Source organism: Pseudomonas sp. Sample_21 (assembly GCF_004307525.1).
Classification (GTDB): Bacteria; Pseudomonadota; Gammaproteobacteria; order Pseudomonadales; family Pseudomonadaceae; genus Aquipseudomonas; species Aquipseudomonas atacamensis.
Window position 1 is genome coordinate 16,600 of record NZ_RCNZ01000047.1, and the last position, 25,453, is coordinate 42,052.

Here is a 25,453-nt window from a genome sequence, read left to right on the forward strand (position 1 = left end):
GTCCCTGTGTCTGAGTGAAAGACGGGACTGTGCAACGGTGCACTGCAATGGGTGAAGTCAGACCTTTCCCTGTTTTGCCGGCCTGCGAGCGAAAAGGACATGGCCCACAGAGAAACGGCCGGGATCCTACGGAAATGATCCCGGATCCTATGCCTTTCCCCTGTGGTCAGGGCAGCAAAATGATCTTGTCGCCACCACCCTGATTGACCTCTGCATAGCGCGCCGGCCCTTCAGCCAGTGGCACCTCCACCAGGCCCTGCGGCAGTGGCAAGCGATCCTCATCGAAGAAGCGCCCGAACTGCTCGAGCATCGCCGCGCACGCCTCAACGCCGTACAACAACGAGTTGATCCCGACCACCGAGCCGCCCTTGCGATACAGCGCCAGCGCCGGCAATTGCACGTGGCCGTCGACCGGCGCGGCGATGATGGCGATGCGGCCGAAGGTGGCCAGTGCCGCCACCGAGGCCGGTAGCCAGAAACCGGTGGTGTCGAAGATCACATCGGCGCCGCCGCGATACACCGCGTTGACCTGGGCACCGAGGTCTTCTGGCTTATCCAGTTGAATCGTCTGATAGCCCTGCTGCTGCAGATCGGCGACCTGCTCGGGCCGGCGCGCCGCCGCCAGCAATTGCGCGCCGCGCACTTTTGCCAGGGCCAAAGCCGCCGTGGCCACCGCCCCGCCGCCAATCACCAGCAAACGCGTATCGGCGCTGACCAGGCTGCGTTCCAGCGCATCCCACGCCGTGGTGTACGGCACGCCAAGGCTGGCCGCCTGAGCAAAACTCAAATGCGCCGGTTTGTGCGCCACGCCGCTGGCCGGCAATTTGACGAATTGCGCATGGGCGCCGTCGGCGAAGAAGCCCAGCTCGCGCCCGGTACCCCAGACTTCCTGACCGATCAACGCTTGCGGCCCCTCGACCACCACCCCGGCAAAATCCCGCCCCGGAATCCGTGGCAGCGTGGTGTAAGGAAAACGCCCGAGGACGTTTTTCACATCGCTGGGATTGAGGCCGGCAGCCTTGATCTGCACCAGCACTTCATCGGCGCCGGGCACCGGGGTCGGAACGTCGACGAAACGCAGGGAAGACAGGTCGCCGGTCTGATCGAATTGCAACGCTTTCATGGGCACATCCACCGAAAGGAAAAGGGAAAATTCAGGACAACCAGCCAGCGACCAGTTGCCGGCCCAGCGGCCACAACTGCTCACCGGCCAACATGCCGAGCAGACCGACCAGCGCGATCGCCGGTGGTGCGGGAGAACGGAAATCGAGCGCGCCGTAGAGCAGGCCGACGCCCAGGCCGATGGCCAGAGAAATGAGGTAGTTCATGGGGGAACTCCGCCGCGATAAGTGATGGGCAGAGTCTAGGGAAACGGGCGGAGGGGTATCGGCCAAGGACTTCTGAATTTCGGACAAAAACCCCAATTCACAAAGAACCTTGTGGGAGCTCACAAATCAGACATTTGTCCTACACGGCAAATTGCGAAGGCGCTACCCCCAGCTCTCGGCGAAACATGTCGCTGAAGCTGCTCGGTGAATAACCCAGGTCGCGAGCAATGACGCTCACCGCCACGCCCTGAATCAACGCTGCCGCCGCCGTCGCCAGCTGCACCTGGCGCCGCCATTCGGCGAAGCCCATGCCGAGGCTGTCCTTGAACAGCCGCGCCAGCGTACGCACGCTGGCCCCGGCGTTCTGCGCATGCTGCTCGAACGGGATCTCCAGCGACGGCGCGGCCATCACGGCCTGACACAGATTCATCAGACGCCGGTCGGACTCATCCGGCAGCGGAATCTTCAGTTGCGAACGCCTGGCCCGGCGCAGTTCCAGCAACGCCAGCCCGACCAGTGCCTCGTAATACTCGGCCTCGCCGGCATCGCCCTGCGCCACCAGCCCGACGATCAACTCGCGCAGCAACCCGCCGACTTCGATCACCTGAACCGTCGCATCCAGGGTCGCCGCCAGCGCCGGGCGCAGGTAGATATTGCGCATCTGCAAATCCGACACCACACGAATCCCGTGCGGCACTCCCGGCGGCAACCACACCGCCCGCTGCGGCGGCACCACCAGCGCTTCGTGCGGGGTTTCGACCCACATCACTCCGCTCATCGCATACAGCAACTGCCCCCAGACATGCTCGTGCGGCTCGATGAACAAACCACGCGGATAGGTTCGCGCCAGCGGTTGCACGGGCACATCGGTGTCGGTCAGATCAGGGGGCGCGGCGAGGGCCATGGCGAGCGTTCACAGGGGGTTGGCGAAGCCGCCATGGTAACCAGCCTGCCCCGCCCTCGCCAACGATAGCTACCGTCGGACAATCCGAATGAATTTTCCCGGCACAGCGCGATCCGTTTAATACCACAGGGAGGAATTCGGGCTTTATGAACAACGCAAAACTTTACGTCATCGACTACACACTGCATGGCACCCCCAAGTCGTTCATTATCCGCTCGGACAAAATGGACAACGCCGAAGCCTGGCATTGGGCAAGCTGCGACGCGGGCGTAGGTCGCATCCCGCGTTTCGGCCGCGAGAAAGTGCAAAAGACCAGCAAACCGATGGCAGAAAAATTCGGTCTGGAAAACGTTACCTGGCGCCAGACCAACTGACCCCACCGCCTTCATCGCAGGCTTGGCAATCGACAGGGGGAATCGACCGATGACCGACACTTATCACCCGGCCCGACTGGACTACGGCCTGACCACCTTCTTCGGCCAGATCACCAAAACGGTGAATTGCCAAGTCGCACTGGAAACGGTCGCGGATGACCCTTATCGCTTCACCTTGTGCGTCCAGGCACCGGTACCGGAAGACCTCCACCAAGCCAAGGTTGTGGTGGTCAAGGTCGAAGGGCGAACACTGCAAGGCACGGTGAGGCACTTTGAGCGACAGGAAGACGACAGTCTGAAAATGGAAGTGGAGCCTGATTAGGCTCCACTTTTTTTTGCCGCGCTTATTTCGGATGAGCGCAACCGCAACCCTTCATCGCACACTCTTCACCGTGTTTGTGGTGATGAGCGCAAGCCTCGCAGCAATAGTGTTTGCCGTGCACAGCGTAGGAATGTTCGCCTTCTTTGATCGTGCAGTTGCAGCCCGGGCAGTCGCATTTTTTATCGGACATGGGACAGACTCCTTGCGTGGTGGTTGTCTGAGGCTTGCGAGCTAGCCATATGGGACAGTGTAGAAGGTGGTGTTGCAGGCTGGCCAACTGTTGAGAGATTGGGCGACGCAGAGATGGCTTTCGCGAGCAGGCTCGCTCCCACAGAACAACTGCGCGCAGCACAGACCTGCGCAGACATCAAAAGCCCCTCACCCTAGCCCTCTCCCGGAGGGAGAGGGAACTGACCGAGATGATTGCGAGAAACCCGCCGACGTGGAATACCGAGTCGAACGCAAATTTTGAAAAGCCCGAAAATCGGCGCCCTCTCCCCCGGGAGAGGGCTGGGGTGAGGGGCGAATCCCAGCACAAAACCAAAGCCAGACACCACCCGCTCCTAACCACTCAAAACAATGAGCGCAAGCTCGAGTACCGCTTTTGATCTTGATCTCAGAGCCCGTCGGCAGGCTGAGTGGAGGGATTGATCCGGACGTGCGAGCGCAGCGACCGAACGACGCAGTCGTACACAGCGCAACCGCCAGAAGCAACACCCGCAGCAACGGATATGTACACAGTCATACAAATAAAATCACTGCGCCTGCCGCGAACTCCGATACATAAACACCAAAGCCACCGCCAGACACACCATCGCCAGCATCCGGCTCGGAGACAAGCCGATCGCCGGATTCCCCAACCAGCCAAAATTGTCGATCAACATCCCCATCCCCAACTGCCCGACAATCACCGCCACCGTCGCCACAGCCGTCCCGACCACCGGCACCGCACCCACCATCACCATCATGTACACCACGCCGAACAGCGCCCCGGTCAACTGCCACTTCGGCACCTCAAGCAGACTCACCGCCTGCGCCGGCTCGAAAAACAGAATCAACAACCCGGTCACCACCGCGCCCACCGCAAAGGTCAGCAGACTGCTACGCAGCACCCCCACCGTTTCACCCAGACGCCCATTGATCGCAGCCTGCACACTCAACACCGCACCGGCCAACACCACCACCGCCAACAAAATCACCAGACCCATCACTCACCCCCGCGCAATCAGAACCAAAGCCACCACAATCAAGCCCAACGCCAGCCAGCGCTCGCCGTTGACCTTCTTGCGCGTCGCGCCGAACCAGCCGAAATGGTCGATCAGCACACTCTTGCCGACCTGACCGGACAAAATCGCAATCATCGTCATGGCGATGCCGATATGCGGCGTCGCCAGCGTCAGCACCACCACGTAGATCGGCCCGAGAAACCCGCCGATCAACTGCCAGCGCGGCAACTCGGTCAGTGCCGGACCTTTCTGTGGGCCGGCGAACAGCAAGAGCAAAAACAGGATCGCCGAACCCACGCCGAAGATGCTCAAAGTCGCCCACAAATGCCCGACCTGCTCACCCAGCGGCCCCAGCAATCCGGCCTCCACCGACAAGCCCATGCCAGCGAGAATCACCAGCGGCAGCAACAGCAGACGCAACACCGATCTTTTCACCGGTGCAGCAACCACGCCTTCATTCAACGTCTGCATACATAACCTTCCACGCTCAAAAACAATGGCGCGGATTATCGGCTGGCGCCGCTGTGCGATAAATGGGAGCATCCGGACAACACTTTTGCGCAACACGCACAGCGAGACACAGCATGCACGGGCTCAACGAACTCGGATTCAAAGCGTTAAGGCTGTTTGTGGCGGTCCTCGACCACGGCAGTTTTTCCGAAGTCGCCCGCCGCGAAGGGGTCGCGCCCTCCTCCATTTCGCGGCAGATCCAATTGATGGAACAGGCGCTCAACCAGCAATTGCTCTACCGCCACACCCGCGCCGTCACCCCGACTGAAGCCGGACGCACGCTCGGCCACCATGCGCGGTTACTGCTGGTGCAATTGGAAGAAGCTGAACAGGCGTTGCAGGAACAGCAAAGCGAACCCACCGGACTGGTGCGCATCAACGCCCCGGTGGTGTTCGGCCAGCGCCATCTGACGCCCTGGCTGGGCCAGCTCTGCGCGCGCTATCCGAAGCTGCAACTGGATATCCAGCAAACCGACCATTACGTCGACCCGCTACAGGAAGGCGCCGACCTGCTGTTTCGCATCGGCGCGCTGCACGATTCGAGCATGCAGGCACGCATTCTGGCGCCGCACCGTTTTCAGGTCGCCGCCAGCCCGGCCTATCTCAAACTCCATGGCACGCCGCAGCATCCGGACGAACTCGCGCAGCATCAGTGCCTGGCCTACAAAGGCGCGGCCGGTCAGCAGCGCTGGTTTTTCCGCCGTGATGGCGAGGACTGGACGCCGTACACCGTCAAAGGCCCGATCACCGGCAACCACGCCGACACCCTGACCCAGGCCGCCCAGCAAGGCCTCGGGCTGGTGATGTTTCCATCGTGGCTGATTGGCGAAGCGGTACGCGCAGGCACGCTGGTGCCGGTGCTGAGGGAGTATCAGGTGTCGAACAGCCTGGAACCGCAGCAGATCGCCGTGCTGTGGCCGGGGAGCCGACGGCTATCGGTGAACGTGAGGACGGTGATTGATTTTTTTGTCGAGTGCTTTGGCGAAGTGCCCTATTGGGACAGACCTTAAGCCCCACACAAATCCAATTGTGGGAGCGAGCCTGCTCGCGAATACGGTCCGTCTGATATCAGAGCAGCGTCTGATACACAGCTTTCGCGAGCAGGCTCGCTCCCACAGGGTTTATGCAGGGCTCCAGAATTGCGTCAGATACGGAACTGCCCCACCAGCTTGCCCAACCGCTGCCCCAGCTCCGCCAGACTGCGCGACGTTTGCGCGCCCAGTTGCGTTTCATCGGCGACGCTGTCGACCGCCACCGCAATCTGATGCACGCTGCGGTTGATCTCTTCGGCCACGGCCGTCTGCTCTTCCGCTGCGCTGGCGATCTGCGCGTTCATCGAGTTGATCGTGGCGATCAACTGCGCCATCGCGTCCAGCGATGCACCGGCCTGATTGGCTTGCTGCGAAGTACCGTCGCCGGCCTCGCTGGAACGGCGCATGGCCTCAACTGCCTGCTGCGTGCCGGCCTGCAAGCGGTCGATCATGCCCTGGATTTCCTGGGTGCTGATCTGCGTGCGGCTGGCCAGTGCGCGTACTTCGTCGGCGACCACCGCAAAGCCACGACCGGCCTCACCGGCGCGCGCCGCTTCGATCGCGGCGTTGAGCGCCAGCAGGTTGGTCTGCTCGGCAATCGAACGGATCACCCCAAGCACGCCGACAATCGAACTGACGTCCTGCTGCAAGCTGTCCAGCGACACGCCGCTGTTGCGGATATCGTCGACCAGCGCATGAATCTGCTTGATGCTGCCTGCGACCACGCGCTTGGCGCTCTGGCCTTCTTCGTCGGTCTGCTGCGCGGCGACGGCGGCGTTCTGTGCGCTCTTGGCGACTTCCTGGGCGGCGGCGGACATTTCGTTGATCGCCGTGGCGACCTGATCGGTTTCGTGGCGCTGACGCTCCATGGCCTGATCGGAACGCTGCGCCTGTTCCGAGACCTGGGTGACCAGCCCGGTGAGTTGCGTGGTCATCTCGGTGATCTGCCGCACCAGGCCGTGGATCTTGTCGACGAAGCGGTTGAACGAGCCGGCCAGTTCGCCGAGTTCGTCCTGGCTGGTGATGTTCAGGCGCCGGGTCAGGTCGCCCTCGCCCGCCGCGATGTCGTCGAGGTTGGCTTTCATCAGGGTCAGCGGGCGCAGAATGGTGTTGGCCAGCAGCATGCCCGCCGCCGCGATCACCAGCAGCACCAGCACCGCAACGCCGACAATGCTCAGCACCACGCCTTGCACGCGCTCCTGCACTTGCGCCTCGACCTGCGCCACTTGTGCTTCGATGCCGTCGAGGTTGACCGAGGTACCGACCGCCATGTCCCACTTCGGCAGGTATTCGGTGTAGCCGAGCTTCGGCACCAGCACCTTGGCGTTACCCGGCAGCGGCGAGCTGTATTGCAGATAGTGAGTGCCGTCCTTGGCCACTTTGACCAGGCCGAGGTTGACGTAGACGCCGTTCGGATCGCGGTTGTCCTTGAAGCTTTTGCCCACGCCGTCGGGGTCGTTGGCCTTGAACAGACGCACGGTCTCGGAGTCGTAGCCGAAGAAGTAGCCATCCTTGCCGTAGCGGATGCCCGAGAGCAATTTGATCGCCTGCGCCCGCGCCGCGTCATCGCCCGGTGCGGCGGCGTCGTACAGCGGTTTGATCGTGGTCATGGCCACGGCGACGTAACTTTGCAGGGTGGCCTTGGCGTCGCTGAGCAGCCGCTCGCGGGTCTGTTCGACCTCCTTGCGCGCCTGTTCCTGGAGGATGAACAGCGTGGTCACGCTGATGACCAGCGCAAAGAGCAGCACCGGCAGAACGGCAAGGGACAGGACTTTAGCCTTGAGACTCAGGCGCATCGGGGGACTCACTCTTTTGATTTTGTTGGCGTGGTTAAAGGCTTTAACGGCACGCCGGAGCAAAAGTTGAGTCTTGAAACATCGCCGCCCCCCCTGTGGGAGCGAGCCTGCTCGCGAAAGCGTTGGCTCAGCAACCTGTGTGTCGACTGACACGACGCCTTCGCGAGCAGGCTCGCTCCCACATGGGGCAGTTGTGGATTCTTACAGAACCATCGCCGCCACCCAGCCAAACACCAGCAGCGGCAGGTTGTAGTGCAGGAAGGTCGGTACGACGGTGTCCCAGATGTGGTGATGCTGGCCGTCGATGTTCAGACCCGAGGTCGGGCCGAGGGTCGAGTCCGAGGCCGGCGACCCGGCATCGCCCAGCGCGCCGGCAGTGCCAACGATGCAGACGATGGCGATCGGGCTGAAGCCCAGTTGCACGCACAACGGCACGAAAATCGCTGCGAGAATCGGCACGGTGGAGAACGACGAACCGATGCCCATGGTCACCAGCAAGCCCACCAGCAGCATCAACAAAGCCCCGACGCCTTTGCTGTGATTGATCCAGGCCGCCGACGATTCGACCAGCGTCTGCACCTGCCCGGTGGCCTTCATCACCTCGGCAAAGCCTGAGGCGGCGATCATGATGAAGCCGATCATCGCCATCATTTTCATGCCTTCGGTGAACAGATCATCGGTCTCGCGCCACTTGACGATGCCCGACACCGAGAAAATCAGAAACCCGACCAGAGCGCCGATAATCATCGAGTCCAGCAGCAACTGCACCACGAATGCCGAAGCGATGGCCACACCGGCGATCATCAGGCTCAGCGGGTTGTAGTGCACCGCCGTCTGCTCGACCTGTTCGATTTTGGCCAGGTCATAAACGCGCTTCTTGCGATAGCTGATGAACGCGATCGCCAGGCCGAAAACCATGCCCAGTGCCGGAATGCCCATGGCGTGGGTGACATTGATGCCGCTGATGTCGACGCCGCTGCGGGCGACGTTGGCCAGCAGGATTTCGTTGAGGAAGATGTTGCCGAAGCCCACCGGCAGAAACATGTACGGGGTGATCAGGCCGAAGGTCATGACACAGGCGATCAGACGGCGATCGAGTTGCAGCTTGGTCAGTACATATAGAAGTGGCGGCACCAGCAGCGGGATGAATGCAATGTGGATCGGCAGAATGTTCTGCGAGGCAATCGCTACTACCCACAGCAAGCCAATCAGCAGCCATTTGACGTTACCGCCGCCGGTTGCATGCTGCCGATCCACCATGGCCAGGGCCTTGTCGGCCAGCGCATGGGCCAGGCCCGACTTGGCAATCGCCACGGCGAAAGCGCCGAGCAAGGCGTAGGACAGCGCCACGGTCGCGCCGCCGCCCAGACCGCTGTTGAACGCCTTGAGTGTTGCGTCGATGCCCAGACCGCCGGTCAGACCACCGACCAGCGCCCCGACGATCAGCGCGATCACCACATGCACGCGCGACAGGCTGAGGATCAGCATGACGCCGACGGCTGCTATGACTGCATTCATTTCACTACCTCAAAAAACACTGCGGGTGAAAACACACCGCCAGACAGGATGAGTCCGCCCGGGGTTGGCCGGCGGAGGTGTACAGAGGGTCTTGTTAGAGGGCGCGCACTGTGCCGCAGAGTGGCGGCGCTGTCAAAGCCCTGTGGCGAGGGGATTGATCGTTCCCACGCTCTGCGTGGGAATGCAGCCCGGGACGCTCCGCGTCCCTTCCAGAGCCGAACGCGGAGCGTCCGTTGAGGCATTCCTTTGCTGCGCGTGGGAACGATCATAACCCTATACGCAGGTGTCACGACTGCTTCGCAGCCGAACGGGGATAAATCCCCTCGCCACAGGACCACGGGACCACGGGACTACAGGACTACAGGACTACAGGACTACAGGACCACAGGACCACAGGCCCCGCATGCGGCAATCGGTCATATTGCGTTCACGACATAAAGAAAGCCGAAACGCGGCCGCTACAGTGCAAAGTCTCAGATATTTATCGGATAAGGATGTTTTCCATGTCGCTCAGACAACTTTCCATCCAATGGAAAATCACCCTGCTCGCCGGCCTCTGCCTGGCCGGTATCGTGACCCTGTTGGTCGGTCTTTCGCTGTATCGCATGGAACACAGCTCGGCGCTGGTCAAGGCCTCGAGCATGGAGATGCTCACCGAGTCGGCGCAGGCGCGGATCGAGTCGCAAGGTGAAGTGCAGGCCGCCGGCATTCGTCAGCAATTCATGGACGCCTATCAGTACGGCCACGGCTTCTCGCGGCAGGTACTGTTTTTGCGTGAGCAGGCCGAGAAGCGTTTTCTCGATGCCTTCGATCTGCGCGAGGACATGACCCGTCAGGTCAAATCCGCGCTGCAAGCCAACCCGGACCTGCTCGGCCTGTCGCTGGTGTTCGAAGCCAATGCGCTGGACGGCAAGGACGAACTGTTCGCCGATCAGGCTGAGCTGGGCAGCAACGACAAGGGCCGTTTTGCCCTGTACTGGTCGCAGCCGACCCCGGGCAAAGTCACCTCGATGGCGCTGCCGGAAAGCGACATGAGCGACACCAGCACCGGCCCCAGCGGTCAGGCCGCCAACGCCTGGTTCACCTGCCCGCGCACCACGCTCAAACCGTGTGTGATCGAGCCGTACTTCTATGTCATCGACGGCCACAAAGTGCTGATGACCAGTATCGTCTTCCCGCTGCAGGTCAACGGCAAAGTCATCGCCTCGCTGTCGGTCGACATCAATCTCAACAGCCTGCAAGCGATCAGCCAGAACGCCAGCCGCAAGCTTTACGACGGGCAGACCGCCGTGAGTATTGTCAGCCCCGCCGGCCTGCTCGCCGGTTACAGCCCGGATGCCGGCAAACTCAGCCAGCGCCTGGATGCGGTGGATCAGGCCAGCGGCAGCGAGTTGCTGCGCCTGCTCGCCGCGAGCACTGGCGTGAGCAGCCTGCACAGCAACGGCCAGTTGAAAGTGCTGTCGCCGTTCCAGCCGATTCCCGACGGACCGGCGTGGGGCGTGTTGCTCGATGTGCCGGAGAAAGTCCTGGTCAGCCGCGCCGAAGCGCTCAAACAGCAACTGGATGCGAGCAATACCTCGGGCACACTGATCGAACTGAGCCTGGGCCTGCTCGCCGCGCTGATCGGTCTGCTGCTGGTGTGGCTGATGGCGCGCAGCGTGACCAAGCCGATCCTCGGTGTGGCGCACATGCTTGAAGACATCGCCAGCGGCGAAGGCGATCTGACCCGGCGCCTGGCCTACGACAAGCAGGACGAGCTTGGCCAGTTGGCCGGTTGGTTCAACAAGTTCCTCGACAAGTTGCAGCCGATCATCGCCGAGGTGAAGCGCTCGGTGCAGGATGCGCGCAACACCGCTGACCAGTCCTCGGCCATCGCCACCCAGACCAGCGCCGGCATGGAGCAGCAATATCGTCAGGTCGATCAGGTCGCCACCGCGTCCCACGAAATGAGCGCCACCGCGCAAGACGTTGCGCGCAGTGCCGCGCAGGCCGCCGAAGCTGCCAAGGACGCCGACCGCGCCACCCGTCAGGGCCTGACCGTGATCGACCGCACCACCGCAAGCATCGACACCCTCGCCGCCGACATGAGCGCAGCGATGGTTCAGGTCGAAGGCTTGGCTGCGAACAGCGAGAAGATCGGCACGGTGCTGGAAACCATCCGCGCCATCGCCGAGCAGACCAACCTCCTGGCGCTCAACGCCGCCATCGAAGCCGCCCGCGCCGGTGAAGCCGGACGCGGTTTTGCCGTGGTCGCGGATGAGGTGCGCAACCTTGCGCGCCGCACTCAGGAGTCGGTGGAGGAAACCCGCCAGGTCATCGAGCAACTGCAGAACGGCACGCAGGAAGTGGTCGGCTCGATGGGCAACAGCCATCGTCAGGCCCAGGGCAGCGTTGAGCAGGTGGGCCAGGCCGTGACGGCGCTGCGGCAGATCGGCGATGCGGTGACGGTGATCAGCGACATGAACCTGCAAATCGCCAGTGCTGCCGAAGAGCAGAGCGCGGTGGCTGAGGAGATCAATAACAACGTGGCGACGATTCGCGATGTGACCGAATCGCTGTCCGGACAGGCGAACGAGTCGGCGCGGGTCAGTCAGTCACTCAACAGCCTGGCGAATCAGCAGCAGCGGTTGATGGATCAGTTTCGCGTTTGACAAGTGCGGGGTGTCAGTTGCAATCCCCCCTCACCCCAGCCCTCTCCCCCCAAGGGGGGCGACGGGGAAAGGGAGCCGATCTTCATGCCATTCAAGTCCTGAGTTCGACTCGGATTTCAAGTGGGTGCATCTCTCAAGAACAACACAATCAGTCCCCTCTCCCTCTGGGAGAGGGTTAGGGTGAGGGGCTTTTCAAGGGCTCACCGCTTAGGCAGTTCAATCACCACTTTCAACCCGCCCCACTCGCTTTCGCCCAGCACCAGCAAGCCACCCCACGTATCGACGATATCCCGCACGATCCCAAGGCCGAGCCCATGCCCGTGGGTCTGCTCATCCAGTCGCGTGCCACGGCTGAACACCTGAGTGCGCTGCTCTTCGGGAATCCCCGGGCCGTCATCTTCCACGCTCAGGGCAAAGCCGTCAGACCTTTCGATCACACTCAAGCGCACCTCGGCATCGGCCCATTTGCAGGCGTTGTCGAGCAGGTTGCCGAGCAGTTCCAGCAAATCCTCGCGGTCCCACGGCAGTTGCAAGCCCGGCGGTGCGACGTAACTCAAGGCCAGATGCTCGCCGTGAATCATGTTCAAGGTCGCCAGCAACCCCGGCAACTCGGCATCGCAATCGAACAACGCGCCGGGCAGCGCATCCCCGGATAACCGCGCGCGATTGAGTTCGCGATTGAGGCGCTGCTGCACCTGTTCCAATTGCTCCTTGAGAATCCTGCGCAGCTCGGGATGGTCATCGAGCTTGTCGCTGGAGGCCAGGCTGAGCAGCACCGCCAACGGGGTTTTCAGCGCGTGGCCGAGGTTGCCCAAGGCATTGCGCGAGCGCTTGAGGCTGTCTTCGGTGTGGGCGAGCAAGTGGTTGATCTGCGCCACCAGCGGCTCCAGTTCCACCGGCACCTGATCGTCGAGTTGCGAGCGCTGGCCCTGTTGCAACTGAGCGATCTGCTCGCGCGCGCGTTCCAGCGGTTTCAGCGCGCGGCGCACGGTCAGGCGTTGCAGGAACAGGATCAGCAGCAACGCCGCCAGCCCCAGGCCGAGGCCGATCTGGCGCATGCGCTGGAAGCTGTCGCTGACCGGCGTGTAATCCTGGGCGACGCTGATCGAGATCGACTGACCCAGGCGCCGATAGTCCGAGCGCAGTATCAGCAAGCGTTGCCCGCCCGGGCCCAGTTGCAGGTTGCTGTGCAGCCCCGGGTGTTGCAGCAGCGGCAGTTCCTGATCCCACAGCGAGCGCGAACGCCAGTGGCTGTCGGAAAAATCGATGCGAAAGTAATGCCCGGAAAACGGCCGCTGATAGGCCGGCGAGAGATGCCGCTCATCCAATTGCAAACCTTGCGGGCCGCGCACCAGCGCCACCAGCAGGCTTTCGCTGTCGTTGCGCAGGCCGGCTTCGAGGTAGCGCTGCAAACCGACTTCGAACAACCACAGGCTGGTTTGCGCCAGTACCAGACCGACGATCACCATCACACTGATCAAACCCAGGCTCAAACGGCGCTGGATTGATCTCATGAAGCTTGCCCGCCGAACAGGTAACCCTGACCGCGACGGGTTTCGATCACGCTTTTGCCGAGCTTGCGCCGCAGGTGATTGACGTGGACTTCGAGGACGTTGGAGTCACGCTCGGTCTCACCGTCGTAGAGGTGTTCGGCGAGGTGGCTTTTCGAGAGGATTTGTTCCGGGTGCAGCATGAAATAGCGCAGCAGACGGAATTCAGCGGCGGTCAGCTGGATGTCGGCGCCATCGCGAACCACGCACTGGCGGCCTTCGTCCAGATGCAGGCCGGCGGCTTGCAAGGTCGGCTGGTTGGCCTGGCCCTTGGAGCGGCGCAGCAGCGATTGAATGCGCAGGTACAGTTCTTCCGGGTGGAACGGTTTGGTCAGGTAATCGTCAGCGCCGGCCTTCAGCCCTTCGATGCGCTCGGCCCAGGAATCACGCGCGGTGAGGATCAGCACCGGAATCGCCAGACCGGCGGCGCGCCACTGCGCCAACACCTCCAGCCCCGGCACGCCGGGCAGGCCGAGGTCGAGGATGATCAGGTCATAGGGCTCGCTGCTGCCCTGATACACCGCGTCACGACCATCGGCCAGCCAATCCACCGCGTAGCCTTGGCGCTGCAGACCGGCGAGCAATTCGTCGGCCAGCGGTACGTGGTCTTCCACCAGAAGCAAGCGCATCGATCAATCTTCCTTGTCTTTGACTAACTCGCCGGTATCGGCCTTCAGGTGCAGCTCGCGCGCCACGCCTTCGACCGTCAGCAATTCGACTTCGTAAATGTACACGTCGTGTTTTTCTTCCAGCTCGACTTCCAGCAGTTTGGCGCCGGGGTAGCGATCCATGGCCTGCTGCAGCACTTGCTCCAGCGGCAGGATCACGCCATCGCGACGCAGGGCCAGCGCCTCGTCCTGATCGAGGTCGCGAGCCATGGCCGTGCTGCACAACAACACCAGCGCCAGCGCCGTCAGGCGGGTGGCGCGACTATTCAGCTTCATTACGTATCCTGATGATCCCTGAGCACTTCACCATCGACCGCGTTCAACTCCAGATCCCACTTCAGCCCTTTCGGGTCGCGCAGTTCGATCTGGTAAATGAACTTGCCGTACTCTTCCTCCAGCTCGGTTTCGGTGATTTCCGAACCGGGATGTTTTTCCAGGGCGATGGCGTTGAGCTTCTCGAAGGAAACGATAGTACCAGCGTCGCGCAAACGAAGCGCTTCGTCAGGCCCGAGATCGCGCGCGTATGCGGTGCTGGCGGTGAGGCAGATGATCGAGGCAGTGGTCAGGGCAGTCAGGGTTTTCATGGGTGTCTCCGAATTCTTATATGTTGCTTACGGTGGGCACCATAGCGGGGTCAACTTAACTGAAACTGAATGGCCATCATTGTGCCCCATTGCTGGCAAGGTCCCCTGTGGGAGCGAGCCTGCTCGCGAAGACGGAGTGTCAGCTGCAACGATGTTTCTGACCCGCCGCTTTCGCGAGCAGGCTCGCTCCCACACTGGTTTTGCGTCTGCCCCGTTGTGGGACAGGCTCACTCCTGCATGGGCCTGCAACATGTGCTTATAATCGCCAGCTTGCTAACGATCGAGACCGGTATGACCGCCATCCACATCAAGTTTCCCGCCCTCACCCTCAAGGCCGGCCCACGGGCCATGGCGCGGATTCGTGCGCAGGGTTTGCACGCCGCGGACGTCGGCACCCTGCCCGGTGCAGCCGGTGGGCCGAAGGCGTTGGGGATTCAGGGGCTCGATCTGGCGTTGTTCGGCGAGTGGCTGCCGAGTGCGCCGCGCGAGCGTTCGCTGATCGGCGCCTCGGTGGGTTCCTGGCGCTTCGCCAGCGCCTGCCTGCCGGACGCCGCCGAGGGCATTCGCCGCCTCGGTGAGCTGTACGCCGAGCAGCATTTCAACAAAGGCGTGAGCATGGCCGAGATCAGCCAGAGCTCGCAGCGCATGCTCAATGATCTGCTCGACGGCCGCGATGCGAGCATCCTCGAAAACGCCGATTACCGACTGAACATCATGGTGGTGAAAAGCCAGGGCCGCCTCGCCGAAGACCATCGCGGGCGCCTCGGTCTGGCGCTGGGTTCGGTGATCGCCGACAACCTGCGCGGTCGTGCACGGCTGTCGCGGCACTTCGAACGGCTGATCATCCACGATCCGCGCCTGGCGCCGCCGCTTGATGCCTTGACCGATTTCCCCTCGCGCTTCGTTGCCCTCAACACCGGCAACCTGCGCCAGGCCCTGCTCGCTTCCGGATCGATCCCGATGGTCATGGAAGGCGTGCGCGACCTGCCCGGCGCCGGCGCGGGTACGTTCCGTGACGGCGGCCTGCTCGACTACCACCTCGACCTGCCCTACAGCGGCGACGGTATCGTGCTCTATCCGCACTTCACCGATCGAGTGATTCCCGGCTGGTTCGACAAGACCCTGCCATGGCGCCGCGCTTCGGTGCAGCGTCTGCAGGATGTGCTGCTGGTCGCGCCGTCGAAGGAATATCTGGCGCGCCTGCCCTACGGCAAACTGCCCGATCGCAACGACTTCAAACGCTTCATGGGCGATGCGCCGAGCCGACAGAAATACTGGCACACGGCGATGGACGAGAGCCGCCGACTGGGCGACGAATTTCTCGAACTGACGGCCAATGGTCGCCTCGCCGAGCGCTTGCTGACCCTTTAGTCAGCACGGCCAAAGACAAGCTGATAAACTCGCCGCCTGCCCGAATCGCTGCGGCGAACGCCATCTGAACAGAGCCGAAAATACCGTGGAAATCTTCAAAGATTCCACGGTAGCCTCCCGCCTAAAACCCCTCCGTTTCAAGAACAACCTCAAACCCACCGTAACTGGCCGCATTCGAGTATCACCGCGTACCACGCGATACCTTCCCAGTGGCAAAGACTTAGTACATCATCCAGTACATTGAGAATTGAAAGCAGAGGATGTACTAGTGGCGATCTCGGACACAGCGGCCAGGCAGGCCAAGCCGAAGGACAAGGCATACACAATCGCCGACTCCCTTGGGCTTTCCCTCTATATAGCCACCAGCGGCATAAAAAGCTGGCACTTTCGATTCACTTGGCTTGGTAAACAGGCGCGGATTTCATTCGGGACTTACCCGGATACAGGCCTTAAGGAAGCGCGCGCGCGTCGAGACGCCGCACGGGAAGACATTGCCAGCGGGATTGACCCGCGCAATTCGAGAAGGGAGAAAAAGGCCGAGATGATCGAGGCCGGGGGCCGGACCTTTCGTCGTGTTTACGACGAGTGGCTGGCATTCAGGAAAGGGAGCATTTCGCCTGGGACATACCGAATCATCAGCAACCTCATGGAACTGGATGTGCTGCCGGTGTTTGGCGCGCGGCAGATCGATTCCATCAAGCGCGCTGACGTCATCAGCTTGATACGCAAGATTGAGAAGCGCGGCTCGGTGGCCACCGCCGTCAAGGTGCGTCAGCGAACAGGCCAGGTTTTCAGCTATGCCATTGCAATTGGGTTGATCGACGTAAACCCTACCGCAGAGATGCACGCAGTCACTGAGCGCATGGGCCAGCACAAGCCTCACCCCTTCCTGCCTTTCAGCGAAATGCCGAAAACGATAGCGGCCGTTCAAGAATCATCATCAGGTCAGCAGCTTCGAGCGGCATTCATGCTGATGATCTACACCGCGTCACGCCCGGGAGAGGTGCGTCGCGCCGAATGGTCGGAGATCGATCTCGATGCTGCTGTATGGACGACCCCCGCCGCCAAAATGAAAATGCGCAGAGACCACTCGGTGCCCCTGCCTACTCAAGCGGTCGATCTTTTAAAAGCAATGCTGCCGATCACGGGCCACCTTCGTTACGTTTTCGTCAATCGCAGTGACTCGACAATGCCGATCGGCACCAACTATGCCAACAACGTTCTGGATGCCTGCGGCCTGACCGGAAAGCAGTCTCCACACGGTTTCCGCCATCTCTTTTCAACCGAGATGAACGGTAGGGGCTATAACCGAGACTGGATCGAGCGTCAGCTTGCGCACGCAGACAGCAGCTTCATCCGCGACGTTTACAACCACGCAGCATACTTGGAGCAACGCAGAGCCATGATGCAAGAATGGGCCGATCTAGTTACCCCGAAATGATTACAGGACTGCAGCCCGTCGCCTAAACCTCGCCCGCTGGCAGCGCCTCGATTACTGTATATGCAAACAGTATCCAGCAAGGCATGCCCGTGGACCCCCTTTATATAGAAGACACAGATGATTGGCTCGGCAATCCGACCCCGCTCGAAACCTGTCGGCATCAGCTGCGGATGTATGAGAATGAATTCGAAGCCCTCGCCCTCCAGCTCGAGCGCGCACTGGAAAACGTTCGGGGTCTGATCTGTGACAATGACGCACTAATACAGGAGAGGAATTCTCTCAAGGCGAAGCTGCACCGCGCCGATGGTGATTTATTGAGCGAAAGGCGCAGATTCGCCAACGTTGAGCACAACAGAAGCCATCTGTTCAATGAAAACCAGCGCCTGCTACGGGAGCTTCGCGATAGCGAGGAGGAAGAGTGAGCCGGATTCGGATTACGGCACGTCCTTGAAGAAGACGTGGTGACCGAGTTTCAACGTCTGCTTGGCCTTCGCTGCCCAGGCCGGCGCCTTGATGCTGGTGGCGTAATAGTGCGTGGCGCCGCCGGTAGGATCCGGCACCTTGCCGTCGATCACTTGGTCAGCAGCGAGACGGCACTGCGCCAGCTCACGGAACGGGATCTGCTTCACGCCGATCAGGAACTGGTAGTTCGGGTCGGTCTTGTTCCAGCAGCTGAACTGGTACGGTTTCTGGCAGACGCCAGCGTAGCCTTCACCCCACCACGACTTCTCCTTTCCATCGAACACGCGGTTGCGGATCGTCCAGGCGACGGCAATCTGCCCCGCCGTGCCTTCGCCGCGCGCCTCACCCCAAAGTGTGCGGGCGAGGATGTCGCGGTCTTTTTCGGTAACAGGCATCGCTTTTCTCCAGACGAAAAAAAGCCCGCGGCTTGGCGAGCATAGAAAAAGATCTGCAGCAGCTGCTGCGTTGTGATAGACATTCTTTTCACCAGCAAGAATTAGACGTACAGTGGCACTCTGAGGTTTATTCTGTTAAATAAAATAGGATTGAGTCGCTCATGGAACTAAAGCACTTATCAGAAGCAGTGATGCATCGATGGAAAACCAAAGAAGTTCATGACACTGATTTTTATGGTTTCACAATAGGCTCAAGACGCATCAACACAATACTCGACATAGGTGCAAATCTTGGCCAAAGCATCATATCTTTCCGAATCCTTTTTCCAGACGCGACAATTCACTCGTATGAAGCAAACCCCATACTCATAGGGGAATTAAATAGCCTAGCGAGCGAAGTACCCGGAAACATACAAATAAACGCCTACGGCTTAGCCGATACAGGCGGTAGCTTTTATCTAAACATACCATATTCAAATGATGAGGCGTTCATAGAAGAGGCCTCTATCACTGACTCATATTACGAACTGCCTTGGGTCAAGCAAAAATTCTTGGAGCGAGGCGGACTTACAAGACTTGAAAAAGTCAAATGCGACTTGAGGGTTGGTGACGATTTAAAATTATCTCCTGACTTGATCAAGGTTGACGTCGAAGGCGCCGAGTCATTGGTTCTTCGCGGACTGAGAAGAACAATTGAGCGCTCTAAGCCAGTGATAATGGTAGAAAACTCAGACTGGCACAATGTATCTACAATTATGAAGTCCTTGGGATATGTTGCGCGTCGCTATGACCACGCTGAGAATAAGTTATTACCAATGAATGGACCCACCACAAACACGTTTTACATTCACGAAGGCCGCAGCCTAGGTGAATCCATAAAGAAATTATTTTTCCTTAAATAACCAAAAACTGTATTGGGCATTCCAACCAGAATCCCCAATACCCCTTTTGTGAAATTGCAGTGCCGCTCAATATGGATCTGAGTTTGGCTTGGCTTCCAGTGGGGAGACAGGCCACGCAATCGTGAGTGGATATCCCATCTGCGCTTCGACCTTACTGAGATCGACTCGGTATTTCTTCCAGAGCTTCAGGCTAGCCAAGACTTCTGCATCAGCCTCATCAATATCGACAGCATCCTGCAAAGGCTTGATGTTGTAATCTGCGATTGCGCGCAGCCGCGAAATTTCAAGCGAAGCCTCAATAAGTTTCTGAACTTTCAACTCTTCCTCGCTGAACCTTGGCTCCGGCGCATTACCTGCAGCCAGCCATAGCTGGTAGGCCTGCCATTCCGTATTTTCCGGGTCCGCTGGAATCCAGAACCCGGTGTCAGTGGTGACACTTTCGCCTTCTGATTGCTTGTAATTCATAGCTCGGCAGACGCCTCCCAGTGGCAAAGAAATGTTTCACCAGCATTACGAGCACAGTGCGCCCAGATGTACGCCGTGCTTGCCTGTACAGTGCGAAATGTATCTCCCGTGAATCCATTGGTCTGAACTCCGCCATCGGAATTACCTACAGTAAAAGCATTTACGATCCCCTGCTGATCCCAATATCGCAGAGTTGGGGTGGATCTCTTTTCAACCGAGAACTTCGTGCGCCCCATCGCCCGAGTCCCTGATCCTGAGCAAGAAAGGGTCATACCGTTGGAAATGTTTGGGGGGGCAAATCCAGAAATTGTTCCTGGCTTGATGTCCGTCGGATAGGACTTCTCGTAGTAGCGCTGACAGAGAATCAACTCTTCCCCATAACTCCGGTCCTCGTACCCCGTTGGCAGACTGCCCAGCTCAAGCTTCGGATAGAACAGCGTTCCGCCGATGAACCTGATCGTGCAGTTTGATCCGGCGGTCAGTGTTACCTGAGCGCCGTTTGCGACCACTACAGTGTTGACTGTTGCTGTAGCAGTCCCTTCCCAGGACAAGGTGTAAATCCCCCCGCTAATGAAGCTCCCTTCTATTACCTGTTCCAGCCCACCTGATGGCGGATTTACAGTTCGACCATTCTTGTTGACTTGGGAGGAAAGGCTCTGTCCAGAGGTGACAATGCGCCAGCGGTCGAACGTGTATTGACCAGCGGCCGTGGTTGCCTCGGCGGCGTAAATACGCTGATTGACGTTGAAGAGCGGGTTCATGATCAGGTTGCGGCGTGGCCCAACCTGAAGCTTGGCCCTAGCACCGGCGACGGTATTCGACTCAGTGCCGCCTTTGCTGATGGGCTGCACGTCATCAATCTGAAGCGCCTCGCGCGCGCTTGCAAGATCAGTAGCTCCGGTACCGCCTTTGGTCAGCGGAAGAATTTCGTAATTGCCGGTAGTCCCGAGTGCCGCCAGTTTGTCGCCGTAGTCATTGAGGATGGCGCGCACCTGGTCGGACAGATCCTTCTGGTATCCCTGCACCGGCATGATGGCGTAAAAGCCGCCAGCCACTGTCGGGCCTTCGTAGTTCGGCGAGATCGACAGCGCGGTATTACTGGCGATGTTGGTCACCTCGTACCAACGACCGTCCGGGCCGCGAAAACCATCACCAACCCGACTGTTGGCAATAAAAGCCGTACCTGTGCCGATCACCGCATTGGAATTTTGGGTGACAGAGACCGTTCCCGTTTTGTACCAGGGCATGGGTGCATCCTATAAAAGAGTTATGCGGCTTGTTTTGCGAACACTGCCGGCAGGAAGAAAGCGAAGGGGTTCGATGCCGCAATGGTGATGGCGTAGAGCGTGTTGTTTGGGAAATCCCACCAGCAATAAAGATCGCGAGGGATACCGCTTCCGGAAGTCATCGGCATGCCGAATGTGTTGAGCAACATGTACTCGTTCTCAGGGAAGTTGAACGGAACGCTATAGAAGATTCGCGTGAGGCCCTGAGGAGTGGTGTCATAGCGAACATACGTCCAGTTCTGAAACGCGCGGGTAAACGTTGCGTTCGGCGTGCCGGAGTCAAACAGCAGCTTCCCGGCGCCGTCCCACAAACGCATCCCGTATTGAGCAACAGGCTGGGCACCAAAGGCGGCGACGAAATAACGCCCATTCAGGCCGGCAACACTGACGTCGTATGCCCTGACATAAAAGCCAGTCCAGTTACCCGCAGAACCGAGAAGACTCATCCGGCAAAGTCCTGCTACCCCGTTGATAGTGTCAGGTCGCACGAATACGAGCGGAGGTTCTTGCGAGGTGACGGGGCGTGCAAACGTGGTAACCGAGCCAAGCCCAGACTCTTGGTTTGGTGCGTATCGCCCTGAAGCGATGACCATCAGTCGCGCAAATTCTGAGTCCAAAGTGACGACGTTATTGTTGTTTGTGAACTGAACGCCGTAGCTCATCAACTCCACCTCATTACTATCAAGCGCATGGTTCCGGAGGACGTGGTACTCGCCGCGTACGTCCGGGTGTAGTTGTAGACGCGGACGACTCCGTCGAGCATCTCGGTTTCGAACTGCATTTGGTTCTGCGAATAGGTACCGATCGGGATCACGATTGCGGTTCCGTTGCCAGGGCCTACGCCGGGAACGGCGAAATCCTGCGTTCCTTTGCTGGCTCCAAGCGCGAAAGTCACTTGCACTGAAAGCACGACGCGAATCGTGAATGAGTTCTCGTCCAGCTGGAGCGCCCCATCGGCGCCCCATATCCTTATGCCGAAGCTCATGCGTTCAAGTTCCCCCACTGGTAGCGCTTGACGCCGTTCTCGTCGAACACTTTGCCGCCGTTGTTGTTGATGACTTGGCGAGCGCCACCGCCCAGCGGGCTGTTCAACTCGAAGTTTCCAGCCTTGTCGATGCGCCAGCCCTGAACGCCGGCGATGTAGTTGTCCGACTGGATGAAGAAACCGATCTTGGCGTTTCCGATCGAGGCATCTTTCACAAACAGGGTATTCAGGAAGACCTGCCCACCCTCCACCGCAAACGGCACCGATATGGCGCCGCCGGCAATGGTGTTGACGATGGCGAAGCGGTCTGCGCTGACCAAGAACTGGCTTTGCAGCCCAGCACCGGTGTTCTCGATGCCGAGGCCAATGCCCGCCGCGACGTACTGCCCATTCGCCGTGACCTGCATCTTCACCGACCACATCGTGCTCAGCTTGCCAGCGGTGTCCGCATAGGCGGTCGAGGTTTGTTGAATCGCTGCCGAGTTCTCCCCGACGGAAACATTCAACTGGTCGATCTTCGTCGCGGTCGCCGATTCGTTCGTGGCCACCACCTGCTCAAGCTCGGTGATGTTCGCCGCGTTCTCTCCGATTTTTGCGTCGAAGGTTGTTATGCGCCTTGCCGTTGCTTCGTTCTCGGAAGCTCGAACCTTCGATTCGGAGGCAATCGCTGCGGTGCTGGCGTGGCTCTTGATCGCATCCGCGAGATCGCCAGCGCCGTCATCGTCTCGATAGGAGGCGCGAAGGGCTTCGAAGGCTGTGGCTTGAGCTGTGACCTCCCCGTCGAGTTCGATGATCTCGGCGGTGTTGGTCGCCACCTGCTGGGCAAGACCGTTCGCCGTCTCCACTGTCTGCCCAACGTCGAGCCAGTAGAGCGGATTCGGCGGTGGGGTTTCGATAGGCACCGGCCCGGTGGCCTGGTAGATCCGCTTGCCCTGCACCACCAGGTCATACTCGTCGTAGGTGGCTTCGGGGTCGTACCCCTTCAAGCCGTCAAGCGCATCGATTTGAGCTTGCAGGCCAGGGATCTTGTCGATCTCGTCTCGCAGATCCTGTCCCAGTTCCGTTTCGGTGATTTGCCCGGCGATCATCTCCAGAATGGCAGCAGCATCGGAGCTGGATTGCCCCTGCACGCCAAGACCGATCGGATACCACGGACCGATGTTGCCGATCTTGTCAACGATGCGGCCCCAGAAATAGAAGGTCACGCCGGCGCGCAGGCCGAGCATGGAGAAATCGCTCTGCGGATAGGCCAGGTCTGTCAGCTTGGTCGCGGCCTCAAGATCGGTCGTCGGCCCGTACCAGATCTCCGTGCGCTGGCTGTCCTCGGCGCCAGCAGGGAATCCCCACTTGAGGTAGATGCCGAACAGCAGCGGCGTGGCAGTCAGGAACGCCAGCGCCGGGGGCAGCCCCTGCTTACCGCTGAGGTTGGTCAGGATCGAGTTTCGCCACGGCGATGTGATATCGAACGCGCTCACCGCGCGCACCCGGGCCACATAAGCACCGGCGTAGATGCCGACCACGTCCACGTTGGTCATGCCGGTGCGCTGCAGCTTGATCCAGTTGCCGCTGTCCTTGCGCCATTCCACGTCGTAGCCGACCGCGCCATCGACAGCTGGCCAACTGATCGTCATGGTGGCCACGGCCAGCCCCTGCACCACCGACGACGTCGACGACAGTGATACGCTCGCCGGCGCCGGAACGACGGTGATCGGGATCACGCTGATCGGGCGCTCTTCCAGGCGTGCGCCGGTGTCAATGAAAGCGAACTTGCTCGGCTCGAACTGGAGCGCGCTGATTTCGTAATCGCCCTCGGTGGTGCGCTTGGTGCGCAGCACGCGATACAGCGGGATCGCCAGATCATCGGCATCGAGCGCCCATTGCAACTGTGCAACCGGCGGTTCGCTGTAGGCGACTGTGACGGTCACGGCACGTCCGCTGACGCTCTGCACTGTGCGGCCTTCGGCGCGGCCGCCCGGGAGGTTGATAATCAGCCGGTCGCCGGCCTTGGCTTGGGTGTCGCGATCGAGCGTGATAACCCGCCCCGCCACCGCCGAGATCCGGCCGCCAACTTCACGGCCAGCCAGCAGAGAATCAGCCACCGGGATGATGTGACCGGGCAGCGGGATTACACCCTCCATGCCAGTCTTGAACGAAACCGTGCGGTCTTGGTTGTTGCTGAGGATCGCCCACTTGCCACGGCGCTGGGCCTCTGATGCGCGGGTGCAGCCAATGGCGCTCAGCTCGGTCGGCCGGTCGCCGTAGCGACGTTGCAGATCCAGGTCAGCGAACGGGATTACATCGGTGTCGTAGTTGTTCGCCGGGTTGTCGTAGCTGACCAGCGCACGCGTGTAACGGGTCTTCGCAGATGCACTGCCATAGGAGAACTTGCCGTCGATCACGTTCGACCGGGTGAACACGTAGTCGAAATCCTGCGCGCGTGGCATGTCGGCCTGCATCACAAGTTGACCCTGCGCCCAGTACGTCATGCCCCGGTAAATCGCCGAGATGTCGCGCAGCAGCGACCAGGCATCCGCTTTGCCCTGCAGGTTCATGTCGCAGAGGAAGCGCGGCTCCTGCCCGCCCAGTCCGTTCGGCACCAGCTGGTCGCAGTATTGAGCGATGCGGTACAGCTCCCACTTGTCGACCATGAACGGCTTGATGCGCTTGCCCAGGCCGAACCGGTCTTCGGTGCAAATGCCGTAGGTGATCCACGCCGGGTTGTTGGTCCAGGCCGATTTCATCGAGCCGTCCCACGTCCCGGTGTAGGTGCGGGCGATCGGGTCGTAATTGCTCGGCACCATCCAGCGGCGCGCCTTGCACTTCACGGTGACGGCCGGGATGTTGGTGAACTGCTCAGCGTCGAATTCGATGTAGAGCAGCGCAGTGTTCGGGTAGCGCAGCTTGGCGTCGATGACCTCTGTGTAACCGGCCACCAGCATCGTGTCGGCGATCTTGTTGGTGTTCTGGTTCGGCGTCAGGCGGCGCACACGGATCTGCCAGCCAGTGGTGGCGTCCGGCAAATCTATGCGGCGCGAGCGCTCGTAGCGCGTGGTGGTCTTGCCGTCCACTGCGTCCACCAGCACCTGCTGATAGGCGCCGCCATCGGTGGCCACGTCGATTGCGTACTCGATGCGGTAACCGCCGACATTGCCCTGGTCATCGGAGCGTTGCAGCGCTGGCCAGGCCAAGCGCATGCGCACGGCCGAAAGCTGGGTGTTGGTGATCGAGCGTACCCACGGCGAATCGCTGCGCAGTTCGATGTTCAGCGACGTCTCGTTCTCAACAGACGGAATGCCCGGGATGTAGGTCTGATCCACCGAGCCCGGCCGCCAGTCCCACTTCACGTTCGGGAAGTTGTAGTTGCCGCTGGCATCGCGGATCGGCGTGTTGTCCAGGTAGATGTCGTAATCGGTCGGAACGCTGTCGAATTCGCCCTCGCCCACGGCAATCAGCAATTTCGCAAGGTTGGTCGAGCGCAGGCTGTCGCTGGCTTCGGTCGGCGACTTCGGCTTGCTGCTGCCGCCCTTCTCGCCGTGGATATCGATCTGTGCTGCTGCGCCCATGTTTTCCTCCAGGCATAAAAAACCGCCTCGCGGGCGGTGTGGGTGTCCATACAGCGTGGATGAAATGCCAGTAGCGACCACGTGCTTTGGGAGAGTAATTTTCTGACCTCTCACAAACAAG

At 60.3% G+C, this 25,453-nt stretch carries 26 protein-coding genes; 8 read left to right on the top strand and 18 right to left on the bottom strand.

Annotated elements, in window-relative coordinates; all coding sequences use genetic code 11:
* Positions 1–166: 166 nt before the first annotated feature.
* From D8U71_RS06630 to D8U71_RS06640, 3 genes are all read right to left on the bottom strand, one after another.
* The gene (locus D8U71_RS06630; RefSeq protein WP_130887429.1) at positions 167–1,123 is read right to left on the bottom strand and encodes a zinc-binding alcohol dehydrogenase family protein; all 957 of its coding nucleotides are present in this window, start codon (positions 1,121–1,123) and stop codon (positions 167–169) included.
* A gap of 31 nt (positions 1,124–1,154) precedes the next feature.
* Positions 1,155–1,328, bottom strand: a complete 174-nt coding sequence (locus D8U71_RS06635; RefSeq protein WP_073471384.1) for a DUF1427 family protein — start codon at positions 1,326–1,328, stop codon at positions 1,155–1,157.
* Between the two features lie 139 nt (positions 1,329–1,467).
* Positions 1,468–2,232: a helix-turn-helix transcriptional regulator gene (locus D8U71_RS06640; RefSeq protein ID WP_130887430.1), complete on the bottom strand. Its 765-nt coding sequence runs from the start codon at positions 2,230–2,232 to the stop codon at positions 1,468–1,470.
* A gap of 146 nt (positions 2,233–2,378) precedes the next feature.
* Between D8U71_RS06640 and D8U71_RS06645 the strand changes: the two genes are divergently transcribed.
* Together D8U71_RS06645 and D8U71_RS06650 are read left to right on the top strand one after the other, a co-directional pair.
* On the top strand, positions 2,379–2,606 hold the full coding sequence (locus tag D8U71_RS06645) for a DUF6555 family protein (RefSeq protein ID WP_016775403.1): 228 nt from the start codon (positions 2,379–2,381) through the stop codon (positions 2,604–2,606).
* Between the two features lie 49 nt (positions 2,607–2,655).
* Positions 2,656–2,928, top strand: coding sequence for a hypothetical protein (locus D8U71_RS06650; protein WP_041477230.1), 273 nt, complete (start codon positions 2,656–2,658; stop codon positions 2,926–2,928).
* A gap of 22 nt (positions 2,929–2,950) precedes the next feature.
* On the opposite strand, the gene D8U71_RS06655 is transcribed toward D8U71_RS06650, so the two are convergent.
* The 3 genes from D8U71_RS06655 to D8U71_RS06665 form a co-directional block, all read right to left on the bottom strand.
* Entirely contained in the window at positions 2,951–3,118 is a 168-nt protein-coding gene (locus D8U71_RS06655) for a metallothionein (protein WP_016775405.1), read from the bottom strand.
* 565 nt (positions 3,119–3,683) lie between these two features.
* The gene (locus D8U71_RS06660; protein ID WP_016775406.1) at positions 3,684–4,136 is read right to left on the bottom strand and encodes a DMT family transporter; all 453 of its coding nucleotides are present in this window, start codon (positions 4,134–4,136) and stop codon (positions 3,684–3,686) included.
* A 3-nt stretch (positions 4,137–4,139) separates the two neighbouring features.
* Positions 4,140–4,625 (bottom strand): DMT family transporter, encoded by a 486-nt coding sequence (locus tag D8U71_RS06665; protein WP_122508353.1) that lies wholly within the window; start codon positions 4,623–4,625, stop codon positions 4,140–4,142.
* A 113-nt stretch (positions 4,626–4,738) separates the two neighbouring features.
* Between D8U71_RS06665 and D8U71_RS06670 the strand changes: the two genes are divergently transcribed.
* Entirely contained in the window at positions 4,739–5,674 is a 936-nt protein-coding gene (locus tag D8U71_RS06670; protein WP_130887431.1) for a LysR family transcriptional regulator, read from the top strand.
* A gap of 134 nt (positions 5,675–5,808) precedes the next feature.
* Here the strand turns inward: D8U71_RS06670 and D8U71_RS06675 are convergent, their stop codons facing one another.
* Together D8U71_RS06675 and D8U71_RS06680 are read right to left on the bottom strand one after the other, a co-directional pair.
* A complete protein-coding gene (locus tag D8U71_RS06675; RefSeq protein ID WP_016775408.1) occupies positions 5,809–7,491 on the bottom strand; it encodes a methyl-accepting chemotaxis protein in 1,683 nt (560 codons plus the stop codon).
* Between the two features lie 201 nt (positions 7,492–7,692).
* The gene (locus D8U71_RS06680; RefSeq protein ID WP_056791374.1) at positions 7,693–9,009 is read right to left on the bottom strand and encodes a Na+/H+ antiporter NhaC family protein; all 1,317 of its coding nucleotides are present in this window, start codon (positions 9,007–9,009) and stop codon (positions 7,693–7,695) included.
* Between the two features lie 503 nt (positions 9,010–9,512).
* Between D8U71_RS06680 and D8U71_RS06690 the strand changes: the two genes are divergently transcribed.
* Positions 9,513–11,660 (top strand): methyl-accepting chemotaxis protein, encoded by a 2,148-nt coding sequence (locus D8U71_RS06690; RefSeq protein ID WP_016775410.1) that lies wholly within the window; start codon positions 9,513–9,515, stop codon positions 11,658–11,660.
* A 200-nt stretch (positions 11,661–11,860) separates the two neighbouring features.
* On the opposite strand, the gene D8U71_RS06695 is transcribed toward D8U71_RS06690, so the two are convergent.
* Genes D8U71_RS06695 through D8U71_RS06710 form a run of 4 tightly spaced genes read right to left on the bottom strand, consistent with a single transcriptional unit; the run spans position 11,861 to position 14,462 of the window.
* Positions 11,861–13,174, bottom strand: coding sequence for a sensor histidine kinase (locus tag D8U71_RS06695; protein ID WP_122699451.1), 1,314 nt, complete (start codon positions 13,172–13,174; stop codon positions 11,861–11,863).
* Positions 13,171–13,839 (bottom strand): response regulator transcription factor, encoded by a 669-nt coding sequence (locus tag D8U71_RS06700; RefSeq protein WP_110603823.1) that lies wholly within the window; start codon positions 13,837–13,839, stop codon positions 13,171–13,173. Before D8U71_RS06700 ends, D8U71_RS06695 begins: the two co-directional genes overlap by 4 nt.
* A 3-nt stretch (positions 13,840–13,842) precedes the next feature.
* Positions 13,843–14,154, bottom strand: a complete 312-nt coding sequence (locus D8U71_RS06705; RefSeq protein WP_016775413.1) for a PepSY domain-containing protein — start codon at positions 14,152–14,154, stop codon at positions 13,843–13,845.
* Positions 14,154–14,462 carry a PepSY domain-containing protein gene (locus D8U71_RS06710; RefSeq protein ID WP_024013515.1) on the bottom strand — a complete coding sequence of 103 codons (309 nt, stop codon included), beginning with the start codon at positions 14,460–14,462 and terminating at the stop codon, positions 14,154–14,156. Before D8U71_RS06710 ends, D8U71_RS06705 begins: the two co-directional genes overlap by 1 nt.
* A gap of 291 nt (positions 14,463–14,753) precedes the next feature.
* On the opposite strand from D8U71_RS06710, the gene D8U71_RS06715 reads away from it, so the two are divergent.
* The 3 genes from D8U71_RS06715 (at position 14,754) to D8U71_RS06725 (ending at position 17,696) form a co-directional block, all read left to right on the top strand.
* Entirely contained in the window at positions 14,754–15,833 is a 1,080-nt protein-coding gene (locus D8U71_RS06715) for a patatin-like phospholipase family protein (RefSeq protein ID WP_130887433.1), read from the top strand.
* A gap of 268 nt (positions 15,834–16,101) precedes the next feature.
* Entirely contained in the window at positions 16,102–17,274 is a 1,173-nt protein-coding gene (locus tag D8U71_RS06720) for a tyrosine-type recombinase/integrase (RefSeq protein WP_130887434.1), read from the top strand.
* A gap of 89 nt (positions 17,275–17,363) precedes the next feature.
* A complete protein-coding gene (locus tag D8U71_RS06725) occupies positions 17,364–17,696 on the top strand; it encodes a hypothetical protein (protein WP_130887435.1) in 333 nt (110 codons plus the stop codon).
* A gap of 12 nt (positions 17,697–17,708) precedes the next feature.
* Here the strand turns inward: D8U71_RS06725 and D8U71_RS06730 are convergent, their stop codons facing one another.
* Entirely contained in the window at positions 17,709–18,131 is a 423-nt protein-coding gene (locus D8U71_RS06730; protein ID WP_130887436.1) for a cell wall hydrolase, read from the bottom strand.
* 161 nt (positions 18,132–18,292) lie between these two features.
* On the opposite strand from D8U71_RS06730, the gene D8U71_RS06735 reads away from it, so the two are divergent.
* Positions 18,293–19,033 carry an FkbM family methyltransferase gene (locus tag D8U71_RS06735; protein WP_122707025.1) on the top strand — a complete coding sequence of 247 codons (741 nt, stop codon included), beginning with the start codon at positions 18,293–18,295 and terminating at the stop codon, positions 19,031–19,033.
* Positions 19,034–19,099: 66 nt separating this feature from the next.
* Here D8U71_RS06735 and D8U71_RS06740 read toward each other — a convergent pair whose 3' ends face one another.
* Genes D8U71_RS06740 through D8U71_RS06760 form a run of 5 tightly spaced genes read right to left on the bottom strand, consistent with a single transcriptional unit; the run spans position 19,100 to position 25,332 of the window.
* The gene (locus tag D8U71_RS06740; protein ID WP_130887437.1) at positions 19,100–19,498 is read right to left on the bottom strand and encodes a tail fiber assembly protein; all 399 of its coding nucleotides are present in this window, start codon (positions 19,496–19,498) and stop codon (positions 19,100–19,102) included.
* Positions 19,495–20,745, bottom strand: coding sequence for a hypothetical protein (locus tag D8U71_RS28555; protein ID WP_241664206.1), 1,251 nt, complete (start codon positions 20,743–20,745; stop codon positions 19,495–19,497). Before D8U71_RS28555 ends, D8U71_RS06740 begins: the two co-directional genes overlap by 4 nt.
* A 20-nt stretch (positions 20,746–20,765) precedes the next feature.
* Positions 20,766–21,446, bottom strand: coding sequence for a hypothetical protein (locus D8U71_RS06750; protein WP_130887438.1), 681 nt, complete (start codon positions 21,444–21,446; stop codon positions 20,766–20,768).
* Positions 21,446–21,757 (bottom strand): hypothetical protein, encoded by a 312-nt coding sequence (locus D8U71_RS06755; protein ID WP_056786843.1) that lies wholly within the window; start codon positions 21,755–21,757, stop codon positions 21,446–21,448. Before D8U71_RS06755 ends, D8U71_RS06750 begins: the two co-directional genes overlap by 1 nt.
* 8 nt (positions 21,758–21,765) lie before the next feature.
* Positions 21,766–25,332 carry a phage tail protein gene (locus tag D8U71_RS06760; RefSeq protein WP_130887439.1) on the bottom strand — a complete coding sequence of 1,189 codons (3,567 nt, stop codon included), beginning with the start codon at positions 25,330–25,332 and terminating at the stop codon, positions 21,766–21,768.
* Positions 25,333–25,453: the final 121 nt, after the last annotated feature.

Bases quoted from the DNA above. Each gene is read 5' to 3' on its own strand.
- D8U71_RS06630 (WP_130887429.1), bottom strand. From the start codon at position 1,123: ATGAAAGCGTTGCAATTCGATCAGACCGGCGACCTGTCTTCCCTGCGT.
- D8U71_RS06635 (WP_073471384.1), bottom strand. From the start codon at position 1,328: ATGAACTACCTCATTTCTCTGGCCATCGGCCTGGGCGTCGGCCTGCTC.
- D8U71_RS06640 (WP_130887430.1), bottom strand. From the start codon at position 2,232: ATGGCCCTCGCCGCGCCCCCTGATCTGACCGACACCGATGTGCCCGTG.
- D8U71_RS06645 (WP_016775403.1), top strand. From the start codon at position 2,379: ATGAACAACGCAAAACTTTACGTCATCGACTACACACTGCATGGCACC.
- D8U71_RS06650 (WP_041477230.1), top strand. From the start codon at position 2,656: ATGACCGACACTTATCACCCGGCCCGACTGGACTACGGCCTGACCACC.
- D8U71_RS06655 (WP_016775405.1), bottom strand. From the start codon at position 3,118: ATGTCCGATAAAAAATGCGACTGCCCGGGCTGCAACTGCACGATCAAA.
- D8U71_RS06660 (WP_016775406.1), bottom strand. From the start codon at position 4,136: ATGGGTCTGGTGATTTTGTTGGCGGTGGTGGTGTTGGCCGGTGCGGTG.
- D8U71_RS06665 (WP_122508353.1), bottom strand. From the start codon at position 4,625: ATGCAGACGTTGAATGAAGGCGTGGTTGCTGCACCGGTGAAAAGATCG.
- D8U71_RS06670 (WP_130887431.1), top strand. From the start codon at position 4,739: ATGCACGGGCTCAACGAACTCGGATTCAAAGCGTTAAGGCTGTTTGTG.
- D8U71_RS06675 (WP_016775408.1), bottom strand. From the start codon at position 7,491: ATGCGCCTGAGTCTCAAGGCTAAAGTCCTGTCCCTTGCCGTTCTGCCG.
- D8U71_RS06680 (WP_056791374.1), bottom strand. From the start codon at position 9,009: ATGAATGCAGTCATAGCAGCCGTCGGCGTCATGCTGATCCTCAGCCTG.
- D8U71_RS06690 (WP_016775410.1), top strand. From the start codon at position 9,513: ATGTCGCTCAGACAACTTTCCATCCAATGGAAAATCACCCTGCTCGCC.
- D8U71_RS06695 (WP_122699451.1), bottom strand. From the start codon at position 13,174: ATGAGATCAATCCAGCGCCGTTTGAGCCTGGGTTTGATCAGTGTGATG.
- D8U71_RS06700 (WP_110603823.1), bottom strand. From the start codon at position 13,839: ATGCGCTTGCTTCTGGTGGAAGACCACGTACCGCTGGCCGACGAATTG.
- D8U71_RS06705 (WP_016775413.1), bottom strand. From the start codon at position 14,154: ATGAAGCTGAATAGTCGCGCCACCCGCCTGACGGCGCTGGCGCTGGTG.
- D8U71_RS06710 (WP_024013515.1), bottom strand. From the start codon at position 14,462: ATGAAAACCCTGACTGCCCTGACCACTGCCTCGATCATCTGCCTCACC.
- D8U71_RS06715 (WP_130887433.1), top strand. From the start codon at position 14,754: ATGACCGCCATCCACATCAAGTTTCCCGCCCTCACCCTCAAGGCCGGC.
- D8U71_RS06730 (WP_130887436.1), bottom strand. From the start codon at position 18,131: ATGCCTGTTACCGAAAAAGACCGCGACATCCTCGCCCGCACACTTTGG.
- D8U71_RS06735 (WP_122707025.1), top strand. From the start codon at position 18,293: ATGGAACTAAAGCACTTATCAGAAGCAGTGATGCATCGATGGAAAACC.
- D8U71_RS06740 (WP_130887437.1), bottom strand. From the start codon at position 19,498: ATGAATTACAAGCAATCAGAAGGCGAAAGTGTCACCACTGACACCGGG.
- D8U71_RS28555 (WP_241664206.1), bottom strand. From the start codon at position 20,745: ATGCCCTGGTACAAAACGGGAACGGTCTCTGTCACCCAAAATTCCAAT.
- D8U71_RS06750 (WP_130887438.1), bottom strand. From the start codon at position 21,446: ATGAGCTACGGCGTTCAGTTCACAAACAACAATAACGTCGTCACTTTG.
- D8U71_RS06760 (WP_130887439.1), bottom strand. From the start codon at position 25,332: ATGGGCGCAGCAGCACAGATCGATATCCACGGCGAGAAGGGCGGCAGC.